The organism is Sulfurimonas sp., from assembly GCF_023229105.1.
Taxonomy (GTDB): domain Bacteria; phylum Campylobacterota; class Campylobacteria; order Campylobacterales; family Sulfurimonadaceae; genus Sulfurimonas.
Genome location: NZ_JALNZY010000002.1, coordinates 1 through 14,447 on the forward strand (window position 1 = coordinate 1; position 14,447 = coordinate 14,447).

At 36.3% G+C, this 14,447-nt stretch carries 19 protein-coding genes and 1 other RNA gene; 6 read left to right on the plus strand and 14 right to left on the minus strand.

All coding sequences use genetic code 11. The features are described 5' to 3' along the window. Positions 1-267: 267 nt before the first annotated feature. Both M0Q17_RS00395 and M0Q17_RS00400 read right to left on the minus strand, forming a co-directional pair. A complete protein-coding gene (locus M0Q17_RS00395) occupies positions 268-1,170 on the minus strand; it encodes a ketopantoate reductase family protein (protein ID WP_295082083.1) in 903 nt (300 codons plus the stop codon). After that, positions 1,167-1,571 carry a Fur family transcriptional regulator gene (locus M0Q17_RS00400; protein ID WP_295082086.1) on the minus strand — a complete coding sequence of 135 codons (405 nt, stop codon included), beginning with the start codon at positions 1,569-1,571 and terminating at the stop codon, positions 1,167-1,169. The genes M0Q17_RS00395 and M0Q17_RS00400 overlap by 4 nt, the downstream gene beginning before the upstream one ends. 224 nt (positions 1,572-1,795) lie before the next feature. Here M0Q17_RS00400 and M0Q17_RS00405 point away from each other — a divergent pair, with 224 nt between their 5' ends. The 3 genes from M0Q17_RS00405 (at position 1,796) to M0Q17_RS00415 (ending at position 3,516) form a co-directional block, all read left to right on the plus strand. Then, positions 1,796-2,443 (plus strand): ferritin family protein, encoded by a 648-nt coding sequence (locus tag M0Q17_RS00405; protein WP_295082089.1) that lies wholly within the window; start codon positions 1,796-1,798, stop codon positions 2,441-2,443. Positions 2,444-2,537: 94 nt separating this feature from the next. Continuing rightward, positions 2,538-2,957, plus strand: a complete 420-nt coding sequence (locus tag M0Q17_RS00410; protein ID WP_295082090.1) for a peptidylprolyl isomerase — start codon at positions 2,538-2,540, stop codon at positions 2,955-2,957. A 112-nt stretch (positions 2,958-3,069) separates the two neighbouring features. After that, positions 3,070-3,516, plus strand: coding sequence for a hypothetical protein (locus M0Q17_RS00415; RefSeq protein ID WP_295082092.1), 447 nt, complete (start codon positions 3,070-3,072; stop codon positions 3,514-3,516). 1 nt (position 3,517) lies between these two features. On the opposite strand, the gene M0Q17_RS00420 is transcribed toward M0Q17_RS00415, so the two are convergent. The 3 genes from M0Q17_RS00420 to mtnK are packed head-to-tail and all read right to left on the minus strand — an operon-like array spanning position 3,518 to position 7,780. Continuing rightward, positions 3,518-5,479: a bifunctional aldolase/short-chain dehydrogenase gene (locus M0Q17_RS00420; protein ID WP_295082095.1), complete on the minus strand. Its 1,962-nt coding sequence runs from the start codon at positions 5,477-5,479 to the stop codon at positions 3,518-3,520. After that, a complete protein-coding gene (gene mtnA, locus M0Q17_RS00425; protein WP_295082097.1) occupies positions 5,476-6,564 on the minus strand; it encodes an S-methyl-5-thioribose-1-phosphate isomerase in 1,089 nt (362 codons plus the stop codon). Before mtnA ends, M0Q17_RS00420 begins: the two co-directional genes overlap by 4 nt. Beyond that, positions 6,554-7,780: an S-methyl-5-thioribose kinase gene (gene mtnK / locus M0Q17_RS00430; RefSeq protein ID WP_295082099.1), complete on the minus strand. Its 1,227-nt coding sequence runs from the start codon at positions 7,778-7,780 to the stop codon at positions 6,554-6,556. Before mtnK ends, mtnA begins: the two co-directional genes overlap by 11 nt. A 66-nt stretch (positions 7,781-7,846) precedes the next feature. Between mtnK and M0Q17_RS00435 the strand changes: the two genes are divergently transcribed. Further along, positions 7,847-8,047 carry a hypothetical protein gene (locus M0Q17_RS00435; RefSeq protein ID WP_295082100.1) on the plus strand — a complete coding sequence of 67 codons (201 nt, stop codon included), beginning with the start codon at positions 7,847-7,849 and terminating at the stop codon, positions 8,045-8,047. Here the strand turns inward: M0Q17_RS00435 and M0Q17_RS00440 are convergent. Genes M0Q17_RS00440 through M0Q17_RS00460 form a run of 5 tightly spaced genes read right to left on the minus strand, consistent with a single transcriptional unit; the run spans position 8,044 to position 10,611 of the window. Next, positions 8,044-8,739 (minus strand): hypothetical protein, encoded by a 696-nt coding sequence (locus tag M0Q17_RS00440; protein ID WP_295082102.1) that lies wholly within the window; start codon positions 8,737-8,739, stop codon positions 8,044-8,046. The two genes, M0Q17_RS00435 and M0Q17_RS00440, sit on opposite strands and share 4 nt — an antisense overlap. Then, positions 8,726-9,025, minus strand: a complete 300-nt coding sequence (locus M0Q17_RS00445; protein ID WP_295082104.1) for a hypothetical protein — start codon at positions 9,023-9,025, stop codon at positions 8,726-8,728. Before M0Q17_RS00445 ends, M0Q17_RS00440 begins: the two co-directional genes overlap by 14 nt. Further along, a complete protein-coding gene (locus M0Q17_RS00450) occupies positions 9,022-9,183 on the minus strand; it encodes a hypothetical protein (protein ID WP_295082106.1) in 162 nt (53 codons plus the stop codon). Before M0Q17_RS00450 ends, M0Q17_RS00445 begins: the two co-directional genes overlap by 4 nt. Beyond that, complete coding sequence (locus tag M0Q17_RS00455) at positions 9,180-9,599, minus strand: hypothetical protein (protein ID WP_295082108.1); 420 nt, start codon at positions 9,597-9,599, stop codon at positions 9,180-9,182. Before M0Q17_RS00455 ends, M0Q17_RS00450 begins: the two co-directional genes overlap by 4 nt. A gap of 13 nt (positions 9,600-9,612) precedes the next feature. Beyond that, positions 9,613-10,611: an Lrp/AsnC family transcriptional regulator gene (locus M0Q17_RS00460; protein ID WP_295082110.1), complete on the minus strand. Its 999-nt coding sequence runs from the start codon at positions 10,609-10,611 to the stop codon at positions 9,613-9,615. Positions 10,612-10,746: 135 nt separating this feature from the next. Between M0Q17_RS00460 and M0Q17_RS00465 the strand changes: the two genes are divergently transcribed. After that, positions 10,747-11,310, plus strand: coding sequence for a bifunctional precorrin-2 dehydrogenase/sirohydrochlorin ferrochelatase (locus M0Q17_RS00465; RefSeq protein WP_295082112.1), 564 nt, complete (start codon positions 10,747-10,749; stop codon positions 11,308-11,310). Between the two features lie 7 nt (positions 11,311-11,317). After that, complete coding sequence (locus M0Q17_RS00470; protein WP_295082115.1) at positions 11,318-11,689, plus strand: hypothetical protein; 372 nt, start codon at positions 11,318-11,320, stop codon at positions 11,687-11,689. Here M0Q17_RS00470 and M0Q17_RS00475 read toward each other — a convergent pair. The 4 genes from M0Q17_RS00475 to M0Q17_RS00490 all read right to left on the minus strand — a co-directional run bounded on the left by M0Q17_RS00475 (position 11,686) and on the right by M0Q17_RS00490 (position 14,441). Then, entirely contained in the window at positions 11,686-12,891 is a 1,206-nt protein-coding gene (locus M0Q17_RS00475; protein ID WP_295082118.1) for an MFS transporter, read from the minus strand. The genes M0Q17_RS00470 and M0Q17_RS00475 overlap by 4 nt on opposite strands. Further along, on the minus strand, positions 12,884-13,780 hold the full coding sequence (locus M0Q17_RS00480; RefSeq protein ID WP_295082120.1) for a glycosyl transferase: 897 nt from the start codon (positions 13,778-13,780) through the stop codon (positions 12,884-12,886). The genes M0Q17_RS00475 and M0Q17_RS00480 overlap by 8 nt, the downstream gene beginning before the upstream one ends. A gap of 180 nt (positions 13,781-13,960) precedes the next feature. After that, positions 13,961-14,058: signal recognition particle sRNA small type (ffs, locus tag M0Q17_RS00485), an RNA gene on the minus strand. Positions 14,059-14,102: 44 nt separating this feature from the next. Further along, on the minus strand, positions 14,103-14,441 hold the full coding sequence (locus tag M0Q17_RS00490) for an Hpt domain-containing protein (protein ID WP_295082122.1): 339 nt from the start codon (positions 14,439-14,441) through the stop codon (positions 14,103-14,105). Positions 14,442-14,447 lie beyond the last annotated feature (6 nt).

A 14,447-nucleotide genomic window follows, 5' to 3' on the forward strand; every position in this document is an offset into this window, starting at 1 on the left:
AATTTATTTAGATATACGCCTGAATATTTTTTACTTCTTACTCTTGCCAAATTGTTACCCTATTGCTACCCAAAATTTAAAAATCTATATAAAAGTATAGCAAACTTAATATAACAAAAACAATAGGTAAGTCCCTAAAATAAGGAGCTTTAGAGAAGAATAGGAAACTTTAAGAAACTTAAGGAATTCTTTTAAATAGAGTTCGAATCTCTGAGGGTCCACCACTTTATACTTCGCCCATTCAACAACCAAGTGCGACAATCTGATTTAAAAATTTCTCTTGCTGACATTTCTTTTTAGCAGTTCTTCATACATTGTTGTCATAAGAGGTGCTTTAATGCCGTTTTTTTGTGCTTCTTTTACTATGTATCCACTTAAAGTTTCAAGCTCATCTTTTTTATGGTTTTTAAAATCGAGCTGCATGGATGTTGTAGCATCATAAGGAACTTTTCCTGCTGTGAGAAGTGAGTTTTGCACCTCCTCATAAATATCTACTCCATGAGCAGAAGCTACGTCTGCTATCTCGGATAAAATTTCTTTTGCTCTGTCATAGTGGTTTTTATAAACAGAACCTATGCTCTCATCATAGTAACTTGTCAAAGTAGCGAACGCACTTATAAATATATACTTTTTCCATAAAGCCGTTTTTATATCTGAGGGAGTCTTGTACCTTAGAGCGGCTTCATCAAAAAGAGCTGAAACCTTTTTAACGGCAGAGGCATCAGCTCCGCCAAAAACTGCCGCAAAAATATCGCCATTTTTTCTTATACTTCCTGCTCTTTGTATATGCGAGAGGATATAGATACATCCGTCTAATACTACTGAACTTGAGAGTTTCCTCAAAAGATTGCCGTTTGAGACGCCATTAGAAAAACTCAGTAAAACGGTATTTGAATCTATATGCAGGGATATATTTTTGTAAGACTCTTCAAGGTCATGACTTTTGACACAAAAGAGGACTATATCAAAATACCCCTCTGCTTTATCAAGAGTGCTCGCTTTTAAATCTACACTCCACTCTTTTTTATCTTCAACTATTTTGAGCCCGTTTTTTTGTATTGCGCTTAAGTGTTTACCTCTTGCAAAACCTACTATTTTATAAGAAGTTTTGCTCAAAGATGCTGCGAGGTATCCTCCAACTCCACCCAATCCTACTACGGCTACTCTCATCGTTGGCACTCCGGACAGATGCCAAATAATACAAGTGCATTTTCATCAAATATATAACCACTTTTTTTAGAGGCATTCTCTATCGTGATATCTAAACAAAGATTTAAATCTTCAAGCTTTTCACACTTTTTACAAACCATATGAGAGTGTTCATTTTTTAAAATCTCATACTTTGATTTGCTGTTCGATATCTTTATCTCTTTTAAAATCTTTACTTCAACCATAGAATTTATATTTTTGTAAAGAGTAGCAATAGATATTGAACAAAAATCCTTACGAATATTAGCAAAAAGCTCTTCAATGGTAATATGTCCGACATAATCTATAATCGAAAGCATTCCGAGCCTTTGCGGGGTTACTTTTAAGCTGTGTTCTTTGAGTATTAGTTCATAATTTTTCATAACTACAATATTATCATTTGGATTAATAATTTTATATAAAAAAATTCTACTGTTTATAATATTAAGAGTTATTTGATAATTTTTGCAAAACGATAATCTTTCTTGTTTATATTTAAGTTTAATATTTACTTTTATTCTTGCGATATTTATTGTGAACTTACTAAATGCGGATACATTTTAAATATTTCAGTACAATAACTATTAAACAAATCAAAGGATGAAAGATGAGACAGTACGAAACATATAAATGCAACATATGCGGTAATGAAGTTGAAGTTCAACATGTAGGCGGAGGGAAACTTGTCTGCTGCGGCGAAGAGATGGGGTGTATCACTACCAATCTTACTGCCGTGAACCTCATGAAGGCTTTTGCAGGCGAATCTCAGGCACGAAATAAATATGAGTTTTTCGGTGAATTAGCGCGCGAGGCAGGCTGGCATGCAATTGCTAATCATTTTGCAGAAGCGGCAATGAATGAAAAGTATCATGCAAGAGCTGAACTAGAAGCATACAACAAGCTTGTGTACGGTTTTGAGATGCATGAAACTCTTAAAAACCTTGACATTGCTATTGCCGGCGAAAATTACGAACACACAGAGATGTATCCCAACTTTGCAGCCATTGCAGAAAAAGAGGGACATAAAGATATAGCACGCCTCTTAAAAGCTATTGCAAAAGTTGAAGTAGAACATGAAAGAGAGTACAAAGAGATGAAGAGAGCTCTTGAAGAGGAAGGCTTCTTTAAAAGCGATGAAGATGAATACTGGGTTTGTGAAGTATGCGGACATGTTCACAGAGGTAAAAAACCGCCAAAAGCGTGCCCACTATGTAAAGCACCGCAAGAGTATTTTAAAAGAGAGTATTTATACTAAAAATCACTTAAAACGGATACTCCTTTTGGCAACTTTAATTTTTATATAAACCTATTTTGTTATAGTGACCCTTACCAAAAAACAAGGAGGACATATGGCTATTAGTAACAATCAAGTAGTTTCTATGGAGTATGAAGTAAAAGTGAATGGGAATGTTGTTGATAGCAATGTTAACGAGGAGCCTTTAGAATTTACTTTCGGTTGCGGGCAAATTATCTCTGGTTTGGAGTCTAGAATTGCAAACTTAAGCGCAGGCGAATCGGCTTCTATCTTAGTTCCAGCAAGCGAAGCATATGGAGAGTACAATGAAGAGGCGATGCAAAAGATTCCAAAAGAGCAGTTTGAGGGCATAGAACTCTCTATTGGACTACCTCTTCAAGGTCAAGGACCAGACGGCAACCCGATTCAAGTTATTGTAAAAGATATTTTAGACGATGAAGTGCTTATAGATTTTAACCACCCATTAGCAGGAGAAGAGTTAAGCTTCAATGTTAATATAATTTCTGTAAAATAAAGAGCCGACCAAGGCTCTTTATGGAAACTAGACTCTCTTTATACTTTACTATCAATATGTTATAATTTGAATACAAAGCAGTTTTTTAGCTCTTAAAATAAAGGATAGTTAGATGCCTGAATCTTACTTCAAAAATATACAAAAAGATATACTCTCCTACAAAAATCATCTCAATAAAAACAACATGACTATCGACAAGACAAACAAGCTCTTTCTTAATCTGATTTTAGATATCTTAGAGTACCTAGGCACTCAAGATCCAAAAAAACTCGATGAATTTTGCGAGTACAACATCATGACTATGAAAAAAGAGTTTGAAGGAGTTATACACGGAACCTCCGTTAGCGAACAAACACAGGCTACCTTGCTTACTTTTTTTATGCGCATTGCAAAAGAGATGGATGTAAAATATAGAAATATAGAAAATGAGAGCTTAGCCAAACTCTACTCTCTTATGACTTCAAAAGATTTCAGATATCCTAGTTACATCAAAGATCAAAAAGAGTTTGCACTTGAGAGCATGCCTGACAATATTAAGCGGATGCTCTACCTCAAATAGGTTAAATTGTTCTGTCGCTTCCTCCGTCTATTGCAACTTGAGAACCGGTCGTTTTTGCAAACGCCTTTCCTGCCATTGCGCAGACAAGTTCTGCAACATCGTCTGATTTTATATCCGTTTTGAGCACATTGTTTGTTTTGTACTCTTGTACGCTCATATTGTACGCTTTTGCACGATTTTTTAAAACTTCCTCCGTCCAAATAGCTGTATCAAAAACCGCATGCGGATGAAGTGTGTTGACTCTTACGCCATACTCTCCAAGTTCAAGCGCTGCAATACGTGCTAGTTGTGTCTGTCCGGCTTTTGCAACAGAGTACGCCGCTGCACCTTTTCCCGGAGCATGAAAATTTTTAGAAGCTACCATGATTATACAAGCATCAACGCCGAGTTTTAAAAACGGTGCCGTATATTTAATGAGTTTTTGATGTGAGGTAAGATTTATATCCATACTTTTTTGCCAATTTTCATCACTTAACACATCAAGGTTTTGGCTAGGTGTAAAGATACCCGCATTGCTGACAACTATATCAATTCCGCCAAAACTCTTAACTGCGCAAGAGATTGCATGTTGGATATCTTCACTAGATGTCAAATCACATTTTACCCCGATAGCATCTATTTTACTAAATATATTCTCAACTTCTGGATTTATGTCAAGTGCCACAACTGCCGCACCTCTTTTGTTTAACATCTTTGCGATTGCAAGCCCTATTCCGCTAGCCGCTCCCGTAACCAAAGCTACTTTTCCGCTAAACTCAGGTACGCTTCCGCCACCTTGAAGTTTTGCCTGTTCGAGCGACCAATACTCAACCTCAAAGATACTTGATGCACTTAACGCTTTGTACCCGCCTAATTTCTCAGCTTTTAAAATAGCCTCGTAAGTATGATTATTTATGTCTTTAATGATATTTGCCTCTTTTGCGTTTACTCCAAAAGAGAGACTTCCCTTGCCTTTGAGAATTGCAAAATTAGGAGCAGGGTTTAAAAGAGTTTCATCTTTTTTATTATCATCAAAATACTTTTTATACTCTTTTACATAATTTGCCAAATCTGTTACATAATCATCCCCTAAAATTGCGGGAACCCTCTTTGTTCGTATAACATGATCAGGTGTTAAGGGACCTTGAGTTGCAATATTTTCTATATTTTTTTTAGAAAATTTTATAGCTAAATCTCCCTCATTTAGTATGCTTATTGTAGCTTTACCTTTAAGGTTTGAAACCTCACGTCTCATCTTTGCAAGAGTAAGCAGCTCTACATGTGAGGCTGCTTTTTCTACCTCTAGAGTTGCACCGCTCATTTGGAGATATTTTTCTGCTTTATCAACCAGTTCTATAGTTTTTTCATAAGATTTTTTTGCATCATCACTAAATGTGAAAAGTCCGTGGTTCATTAAAACCATGCCCTCAAGCTCACTCCAGTTCACATCTCTTGTCATCTCATAGATAAGTTTTGCAAGAACAAAACCGGGCATTATGTATGGGATAACTAAAACTTTATCTCCATAAAGCTCTTTTATTCTCGCCTCACCATCTTTTGTGTTAGTGATGGTAACCACTGCGTCGGTATGAGTATGATCAACAAATTTAAAAGGGATAATCGCATGCAGTATTGCTTCAACGGAAGGATTTGGAGCAGATGGATTTGTCATAGCAAGACGCTGATACTTTACCATGTCGGTATCACTTAGCTCTTTTAACTCCGCCATTTTAAGAAGCATCTCCATCTTTACGGGAGCGAAACCCTCCGCTTCTATGGTAGCCAAATCCCAGCCGCTGCCTTTGACGTACAAAATCTCTTCACTCTCACCAAAAAAATTTGTTGCACGAGATTTTACGGAGGTGTTTCCGCCGCCATGAAGTACCAAAGAAGCATCACGCCCAAGCACTCTTGATGTATAGACTCTTAAATCCAAATCCGTCTTAAATTTACTCGCCTCTTTCTCATCATATAAACTTTTCATGCATCACTCTTTTTAAATTTTTCCCTAATTTTATCAAAATCTGCCTCGCAAACCCCTCTGTTTGTTATAAGTCTTGTTACAAATTTTGCAGGAGTGATGTCAAAACCATAATTAAGAGCAGGCGAATTTTCTGGAGTGATGCGAACTCTTCTGAGTACGCCCTCTTCATCCACTCCGTTTATAAATTGCACCTCATCGGGGCTTCTCTCCTCTATAGGTATCTCTTTTATACCGTCTCGTATCTCAAAATCAAATGTTGAAGCAGGTATTGCCACATAAAAAGGCACCTCATTATCATATGCCGCGAGTGCTTTTAAATATGTTCCTATCTTGTTTGCCACATCGCCGTTTGCGCTTACCCTGTCTGCTCCGACTATTACCATATCAACCTCGCCTTTTTGCATCAGAAGTCCGCCCATATTGTCGGTTATAACAGTATGCTCAATTTCACTTTTAGCAAGCTCCCAGGCAGTAAGAGATGCACCCTGATTTCTCGGTCTGGTTTCATCTACCCAAACGTGAACATCTATTCCTCTTCTCTTTGCCTCGTAGATTGGTGCAAGGGCTGTTCCCTCATCTATTACGGCTAACCACCCTGCATTGCAGTGAGTTAAGATATTTATCTTTGTTTTATTCTTCTTTTTTAAAATCTCTTCTATGATGTCACAACCATGTTTGGCTATTTCTTGGCTCTCTTTTGCCTCTTTATCATTTAACTCTATGGCGAACGCTCTTGCATCTTCTATCAAATTATCCGAATCTTTTAAAAGTCCCATCATCTTATCTACTGCCCACATCAGATTTACAGCAGTCGGACGTGATGCTCTAATAAGCGCAGCTTTTTCTCTTAGCGCCTCGTAATCTCCCTCAACCTCTATAGCAGCTATATAGATTCCAAATGCCGCAACGCTCCCTATAACTCCAGCCCCGCGAACAGTCATATTTTTTATAGCACTCACGACTTCCTCTGTAGTGGTCAAATATTTTGTATCATAAATAAAAGGTAGCTGCCTCTGATCTATAACCTCAAGGCACTCATCAAACATATCATCACTTAACCATAAAGCCTTGTAGTTACCCTGCATTTTTTATAATCTCCAATATCTCATCAACGCTATCTATCTTATCATGCTCCATCACGAACTCTCTGGCAATTTTTAGAGCTGTTTTTTCTGCCTCGGCTCTAAGAGCTCTCTCTTCAATGCCCCTTATCTCTTCAACCCCGGCAACACCGTAAACTCTTCTTGCCATTTTGCAACCTGCAAATCCAACACTCTCTTTTAAAATATTTTTTATAAATCTCTTCTTGTAACTATTGAGCGTTATTTCGTCCAAATAACCCTCTACTAGCAAGGCAGACTTTTTACATTCACTCCAAAAATTTAAAAATTTTTCGCTAAATTTTTCTAAAACCTCTTTAATTGTCAAAAGAAGCCAAGCTTTATAATCCTCATCTTTTGTAACCACTGTGTGATGAATATAGTTATTTACCAGATTTGCCAAAAGTGCTCCTATATCAAAGCCAAAAGGTCCTACAAATGCAAATTCAGGGTCTATAACATAAGTCTGGCTCTCATTTATCATAATAGAACCCGTATGCAAATCTCCATGCAAAAGAGCATCACTTTGCGTCATAAACTTATATTTGAGCTCTAAGGCTCTCTCTTTAAACTCCATATCCCCAAATAGTTTTTTTGCTTGAGGGTTATTTTTTACATTTTTATTATCGTTAGTTTCATGTTCCATAAATGCAAAACTAAATACTAAATCCTCCGTGAGCTTACATAACTCCGCGTTGCCGTTAAACCTATCTATCAACTCTCTTTTTTGTATACTACCTAGGTAAAGAGACGATGTATAAAAAAGCGTAGCAGCCATATATGTCGATATATGATCGCTAAAATTTTTATATTTAACCATGTTAATAAGCCCTTTTCTCATAATAATATGGTTGCTTAGATACTCCATAACGACTAAACTCATCTCTTCGCTGACATAATATATATTTGGAATAAAATTAGGATATATACTATAAAACTTCTGTAGAGCTCTTATCTCATAAGTCATTCTCTGGCGTCCTAGAGCAAACTCCTCGCCGACGCATCTAAGATAGGGAACAGCTTGTTTTGCAATCAAGCTCTTCTCTTGATTTTGTACAGAGCTGATTTTATAGACATAGTTAAGATTGCCATCTCCAATCTCCTGAGCCACTAAATCATCAGAGCCAAAATAATCAATAATTTCTTTTATATTTGAGAGATACTCTATTATGCTTATTTTATCTAATTTTTTGTAGTTCATATTTTCCTCTTTGTTTAAAAAATTGTATCATAATTAGTTATTATTTCATTAAAAGGGGGTTTTCACATGGGTTGGACTTGTCAACATGACTTTAAAGGTTACTGCAAGCTTATTAAAAAAGAGTGCTCTCCGGGAATGAAGGGCTGCATACTAAAAAGCAGTGAATATACCTTTAGCACCGGTAGTTATGAGGAAGATAAAAAAGCAGAGGATGAAAAACAAGAGAGCAAGCAGATAGATTTTGCAGCATTAGCTCGGAGCAATTAATCCCAAAATTCTAGCGGATTTGGATGTAAAAAAGTATAGTTAAGCTCTTTAATCAGCTTCCCTGAGGAGACTCTGCGATTTGAAAATCCATCAAAACTCCCTATCTCTGAGCCAAATTTTTTACTGTTTTTTGTATGAATCTCTTTTCTTGTCGGATGAAGCGGCGTAACAAGGTTATATATGCCCCGATTTACGCCGCTCTTAATCATCAGCTTTATAATATTTATAGCATCATCTCTATGAATATAGTTGACAAAACCGTCACTAAAAGCATATGCACTCTTCCATCTTCCCGCAACCCTATCCTCTCCCATAAGACCGCCGAGTCTTAAGATGAGAACTCTCTGTTTTAAACCTAAAAGCAAATCTTCTGCCTCTTTTATAAGCGATGCTTTAGTAATAGGTGCACTCTCGTTTACATCCGAGTCAAACTCTCTATAAACTGAAATTGAACTCATTAGGATTATTTCACATGTAGGTTTTGTTAGCGTTGCTATTTTTTGAAGCATCTTTAAGTAGTTCTCTTTTGTGTTTATTGCGATTATTACTATGTCGTTTTGCCAAAAAGAGGAGTTGTCTTTAGTTAGCTCTCTTGAAAAACACTCCACATGCATCTCTTTTGCAAGTTCGAAGGAGAGCGGTTTTCCGAGCCAACCGCATCCAACAATACCGACACTTCTATTTTTGCTCATTTTTCTTATTGATACTATAACTTTTTTTGATTGTTATAAGCTCATAGATAGATATCTCAGGTTTTGCAGCTTCTATAAGATTATCGGTATCAGCAAACTGACCCTGCATCTTTTCAATCTCCTTATACCCTTTTGGTTTAATTTCACTCATCGCCATTCCTATGGTTGCTGCCCACATTATCAAAAGCATAAGCCAAACTGTTTTTTTTGCCCCGGCATAAACTCCCACAAAGTGAAATGCAACACTTAAAAGTATGGCTGCTATTAGTATTGTTGTTAAACTCATTTTATTAATTGCTCCCCTCTTGGTTTCATCTCGATTCCCGTATCTTTAATCATATTCTTACCAAAGCTTTTTACACCAATGGTTCCAAGTAGCATCAAGATAGAAATTAATAGTAAAAAGAGCAGTGCTAACGCATATCTCTTTAACACTGCTATCATTTATTTTGTTCTTTTTGTTTATTTTCTTCCTCAATCTGAGGTTCACTTCCTATCCAATCAACACATCTTGATGTATGAAAATCTCTCTCATAATCATCATGTTTAAAAAGATGGTCTTCTAATCTCCAACCGAGTTTTTTAGATAAAAGTACAGATCTTGAGATAGTTCTTCGCATTTTGTTTTCACAAATAACAGTCTCCCCAGAGTTAAAAATCTCTTCAACTCCGTTCATTCTTTTAACAGTAATCGTATAGTGAAAACCTACCATTATAAACATAACCAAGCCAACGGATATCATGCCCTTTTTAAAGGCTCCCTTTGGCATAAATTCTCTTGTAGTAACAACTGCCGTTACGCTCAATATAAAAATTGCTATTACTATATATACCGCTTCTAATTCTAAAAAAAGTTCCACATCAATTCCTTCTCTATTTAACGTATTTCTCTTCCCAAGCTTCAAACTCGGGAGCAAAATACTCTATTCTTACTTTTTTGAACTCTCTTGAGCTGTAAAGAGGCATATAGCTTTTTGAGTCAATCTCTGATGCCATTTCATCAATAATAGCATTTGTCTCCTCTGTGCTTTTTCCATGAACCATTGTAAAGAGATTGTATGGCCAGTTTGCATATTTTGGACGGAGGTAGCAGTGAGAAACAGCACTAAATGCAGCAGCCTTCTCTCCAATCTCCTCTCCCCTTCCTTCATCTACATCCCATACCACCATAGCATTTGCGCTAAAACCGGCTTTTCTATGATTGAGAATTGATGCAAATCTTCTCATAACGCCCGCTTCTTGAAGCTCATTTAAAATCTCAAAAAATGTATCATAATCAATGTTTAATTCGTCAATGATTTTTTTAAACGGCTCTTTGGTTATCTCAATATCATATTGAGCAGCTCTTATAATGGCATGATGCAAGGAGGTAAGCGCTATATCATTATGTTTTACTTTTTTTACTTTCTCTTTTTTTTCATCTTTTCCGGTCGTATCAAGTTTAACATTTATCTTAAAAAGCTTAAGTGTTGGAAGCATAATATACTCCTGCGCCCCCGTAGCTTCTGCCAAAACTTCTAATGTTTTCTCAAGTCCGAGTTTTGAATCAGGTGCCACTGCAAGCGTAAACCAGATGTTAAAATCATGATTTCTCTCATAGTTATGCGAGATTCCCGGGTGAGAATTTATAATCTTTACCGCATCACTTATCTTGTCAGCGGAAATTTTAAATGCAACCAAAGAAGATGTATAGCCTAATCTTTTTGTATCAAATATAGCCGATGTTTGACGAATGATGTTTTTTTGCTTTTGCTCTTGCAAAATAGCAAGAACCTCATCTTCGCTTATATTTAGCTCCTTGGCTATTGCCTCAAAAGGTCTTGCATCCAAAGGAAAATTTTTTTGAATACGCGATAAAATTTCATCTTTCATTATATATTCTTTCCATTCTTTATTATTTCATTGATTGTAATCTAATTTCAATTAATCCGAGTTGATATCCGTCAATATGAGTTTTTAAAAAAGTATGATACCATGTCATGCAAAAACACAACGAAAAGAGATATATTGAGTTATTTCCCAGCTTTTTTAAAACTAGAAAATAAAAAGGTTTTAATAGTCGGCGGCGGTAAAATTGCTTCTAAAAAGCTAGAACATCTTTTGGATTTTACCTCTGATATATCTATAATTGCTCTTGAGTTATCCGAAGAGATGTCAAAAATCGTAAAAGAGAAAAATCTTCACTTTGAAAAAAGAGGATATACAAAAGGCGATATACAAAACTTTGCCCTTGTTGTAGTTGCCACTGACAACATAGCTCTTCAGGCAGAAATTTTTGAAGAAACAAGAGGAAGCGGCACCCTTTGTAACTCTGTTGATTCTGTGGATTATTGTGATTTTATTTTTTCATCTTATATTAAAAAAGATGATTTAACCATTGCCATATCCACATCTGGAGCTTCTCCTGCATTTGCAAAGCATCTGAAAAAATATCTTCAAAAACTCATCCCATCCGATATAGGTGTTTTTTTGCAGGAGATGAAAAAGCTAAGAGAGAGCACGGCAAAAGGCAAAGAGAGAATGAAGATGCTTGGTAAAAAAGCAGAAAAATATATTAATAGTTGGAGTTAAAATGAGTATGAAAAAAGGTTTACTCTTCGGACTTATAGCAGCAAGTCTGATTTTAGGTACGCTTTCTATGAAAAGAGCGATGCCAGATTCAAAAGAAGAGCGTATATATCAAGCTATAAAAATTTATAGTCCTTATATCTTAGAGAAGAGGATTGGCGGTCTTGCCATTGTAGATAAACGTGATGGGAAAAAAGAGAAACCCAGTGCAAATGAGGCTTTCCATAGAATGGATGAGCTAGAGAAGACATGGGGTAAAAATTATCTTAGCGTTGAGGGTAATCAGGTTTTAATTATGGGCGAGAACAATCAAACTATTGCAAAAATATTTATTCAAACGCAAAAAGAGAGAGAGTTTCTCAAAAACTTTTACGGGATTTAATGCTTTATCTTAAATGATAGATAAAGAGCTAAAACAAGAGTTGCAACGGCGCTACTGTAGAGTAGCGTGTAGTTAAAAAAATGTAAAATTACTCCGCCCACGATTGAAAAAAACATCCCAAGAGAGACGATATTCATCTGAAGAGCTATATAAACAGGTCTCTTATCTGCCGGTGCTATTTTTAAGATAAGATTGCTTGATGCGATTCGGTTGCCATCAATCGAAGCGCCGACTAAAAAGAATATAAACATATATTCATACAAAGAGGAAGCATTCGCTGCTAAAGCTATTGCGGCTATCTGAAGAGATATGGAGATTTTTGCGCTTAAAGCATTGTACCCGCGCCCACTAAGAGCTCCCCATAAAAAGTTACTTAACATGGCACCCACCATCTGGGTTGTAATCAAAGAACCTATTGCGATACCATCAAGGCTTATCTTTTGCTGCGCATCCAATATGATAAACGGCAAGGCGATTAAATAGCCATACGCTAAAAGAAAGGTGGTTACTTGAATTTGTAAGTTTTTGTCCGCTTTTAAAAGTGCGTACGAATTTTTCAAAAATTTACCAAACGAGCTCTCTTTTTTAGATACCTCCTCTTTTACAGGTTCATCTACAGAAGCAAATGCCAAATATCCAAAACCCATGATAAAAGAGCTTATAATAAAGAGATAACCATAGCTTTGAGGCGGCTGGAATGATTCTAATATCCAAGCAGCAAGTGCACCGCTTATAAGCCCACCTACTGCGCTAAAGAACTGACGATATGCCATTGTTTTACCGCGAAACTTATGAGAAAAAATCTTAGCCATTATCTCTCTGAAGTATATCGCTGCAAAACCCGCACTAAAAGAGAACATAAAAAGACCCAAACCAATGGAAGCTAGAGTTAGATTAGGATAATTTTCGCCAAAGAGAATAATCGCAATACCGATTAAAAACCACGACAAAAATCTTATAAAAAAGATTTTGCGAAGATATGGCATCATCAACTTATATGTCTGTGCATGAAAGGCTGCAAATAGTTGTACTACGATTGCGCCGCCACGAAGAAGAGCCGCAAAAAACCCAACAAGCATTGAGCTACCGCCGAAGTAGTTTACGATAAGCGGTAAAATTGTTGATGGCTCGGCAATCGTAGTCCCGATTGTCAAAAAGAAGCCATGTAAGATATTTTTTACATGGTTGGAGAATTTATCCATTTAGCATTTCGTAACCCTCTTCTATTGAGGCAGCCTTTTGTGCCACAAAAAGAAAAACAGCCGCATTGAGTCGTGCCAATTTAAAAAACTCATCCGAAGGATTATTTGTCTGCTCAAGTGATTCACTAAGTGTTATTTTCTCCCAAGATTTTGTATAGTTTATGCCGTAATATTCCGGATCTACTATAATCTCCTCTACCTTACCGCCATCAGCAATCCATAAGCGACCTTTGCTAAAAAGCTCTGGAGTTCCTTCATTTCCCTGAATGAGAGCGAGTCTTTTGTACCTATGAGAAAAAATATCTATATATCTATTTAAAAATGGTTTATGAAAAATCCCTGTAATTGCATAATCACTTGAGGAGACATTGGTTAATTTTTCTATTGTATTTAGTCCTGTACGAAGTCCGAGTCTCATGCGTAGAGGTGTTAAGTCATGCATCTCTTTAAAAAAATCTGCTCTGTCAAAATAGTAAATATTTTCGCCCAAATCCATGCTAGTTGCTGTCTCTTTTAGCGTTATGCCTTTTTTTGCAGGTGTTAAATCATCCCCCACAACAACAAGGTTTAGCTCTGCGTTTTCTAAAATTTTTGCAACAAGAGGAAAGATAAACGGGTTATTTACTTTACCGTCAAACGGATAACCAAGTTCTATGGAGTTTGGTACCGCTCTTTTTTTAATAAATCCATCACACGCTTCAACAACGCCTCTAAACTCTTCAGTAGTCTCTGGCTTAAGCCTCCAACCAAGTAAAAATGCGGCAACTTGTTCCCCGTAAGCAGACCCTTGTAAAATGTATTCCATCATTTCTTTTGTCTCTTGAAATGTTAAATCTCTATTCCCCTTAACGCCCGTTCCTACTGCATGTATATACTTAAAAAAATCCATTTATTCTCTTTTGTTTTTTATAATAATAGTATTATTTGCTTAATGTCAAGATAATAAAAAATAGGCTTAGCTATAAATCTAGAATTGGTAAGTTAATTTGAGGAGTTTATTTGCGGTAAATTACGAAAATTCACTTCATTTCAACGAAGAAATTTAGCAAAATCATTATCTTAGAGGTACTTCCTCCCAGATACCTGCGGCACATAACACTCTAAGGCGTGCTGCTGTATTCCTACCCTGACACAATATCTCAAAGCACCATTGCACAGGTCTAAAAGGAAGCGCCGCAATTATATCCTAAAAAGATAAATTAAACAAAGTGCTATAAAGATATTGTATCCACACTCCTTTTTATAGCTTCCAAATATCGTTTATAGTCGAAATCTCTACTCTTTTTAGCAGCTTCTTGCTCCATCTCTTTTGCCATCTCGAAAATTTCGTTAAATTTAATATTTCCCGAGCTCCCTTTTATCTCATGGGCGTGTACTCTGATTTCATCATAATCCATAAGCTTAATCGACTCCTCAAGAGCCTCTAAAATTGAAGTTGTCTCCTCCGAAAAACTTTTAACAATCATAGGAATATATTTAGACTTTACTCCGATATTAAGCGCCATTTCATCATAGTTTATGTTTGAATAATCGGCATGTGAAATAGGCATAATCAA

Excerpts from the sequence above, each read along its gene's own strand:
- M0Q17_RS00395 (WP_295082083.1), bottom strand. The coding sequence starts at position 1,170 with ATGAGAGTAGCCGTAGTAGGATTGGGTGGAGTTGGAGGATACCTCGCA.
- M0Q17_RS00400 (WP_295082086.1), bottom strand. The coding sequence starts at position 1,571 with ATGAAAAATTATGAACTAATACTCAAAGAACACAGCTTAAAAGTAACC.
- M0Q17_RS00405 (WP_295082089.1), top strand. The coding sequence starts at position 1,796 with ATGAGACAGTACGAAACATATAAATGCAACATATGCGGTAATGAAGTT.
- M0Q17_RS00410 (WP_295082090.1), top strand. The coding sequence starts at position 2,538 with ATGGCTATTAGTAACAATCAAGTAGTTTCTATGGAGTATGAAGTAAAA.
- M0Q17_RS00415 (WP_295082092.1), top strand. The coding sequence starts at position 3,070 with ATGCCTGAATCTTACTTCAAAAATATACAAAAAGATATACTCTCCTAC.
- M0Q17_RS00420 (WP_295082095.1), bottom strand. The coding sequence starts at position 5,479 with ATGAAAAGTTTATATGATGAGAAAGAGGCGAGTAAATTTAAGACGGAT.
- mtnA (WP_295082097.1), bottom strand. The coding sequence starts at position 6,564 with ATGCAGGGTAACTACAAGGCTTTATGGTTAAGTGATGATATGTTTGAT.
- mtnK (WP_295082099.1), bottom strand. The coding sequence starts at position 7,780 with ATGAACTACAAAAAATTAGATAAAATAAGCATAATAGAGTATCTCTCA.
- M0Q17_RS00435 (WP_295082100.1), top strand. The coding sequence starts at position 7,847 with ATGGGTTGGACTTGTCAACATGACTTTAAAGGTTACTGCAAGCTTATT.
- M0Q17_RS00440 (WP_295082102.1), bottom strand. The coding sequence starts at position 8,739 with ATGAGCAAAAATAGAAGTGTCGGTATTGTTGGATGCGGTTGGCTCGGA.
- M0Q17_RS00445 (WP_295082104.1), bottom strand. The coding sequence starts at position 9,025 with ATGAGTTTAACAACAATACTAATAGCAGCCATACTTTTAAGTGTTGCA.
- M0Q17_RS00450 (WP_295082106.1), bottom strand. The coding sequence starts at position 9,183 with ATGATAGCAGTGTTAAAGAGATATGCGTTAGCACTGCTCTTTTTACTA.
- M0Q17_RS00460 (WP_295082110.1), bottom strand. The coding sequence starts at position 10,611 with ATGAAAGATGAAATTTTATCGCGTATTCAAAAAAATTTTCCTTTGGAT.
- M0Q17_RS00470 (WP_295082115.1), top strand. The coding sequence starts at position 11,318 with ATGAAAAAAGGTTTACTCTTCGGACTTATAGCAGCAAGTCTGATTTTA.
- M0Q17_RS00475 (WP_295082118.1), bottom strand. The coding sequence starts at position 12,891 with ATGGATAAATTCTCCAACCATGTAAAAAATATCTTACATGGCTTCTTT.
- M0Q17_RS00480 (WP_295082120.1), bottom strand. The coding sequence starts at position 13,780 with ATGGATTTTTTTAAGTATATACATGCAGTAGGAACGGGCGTTAAGGGG.
- M0Q17_RS00490 (WP_295082122.1), bottom strand. The coding sequence starts at position 14,441 with ATGCCTATTTCACATGCCGATTATTCAAACATAAACTATGATGAAATG.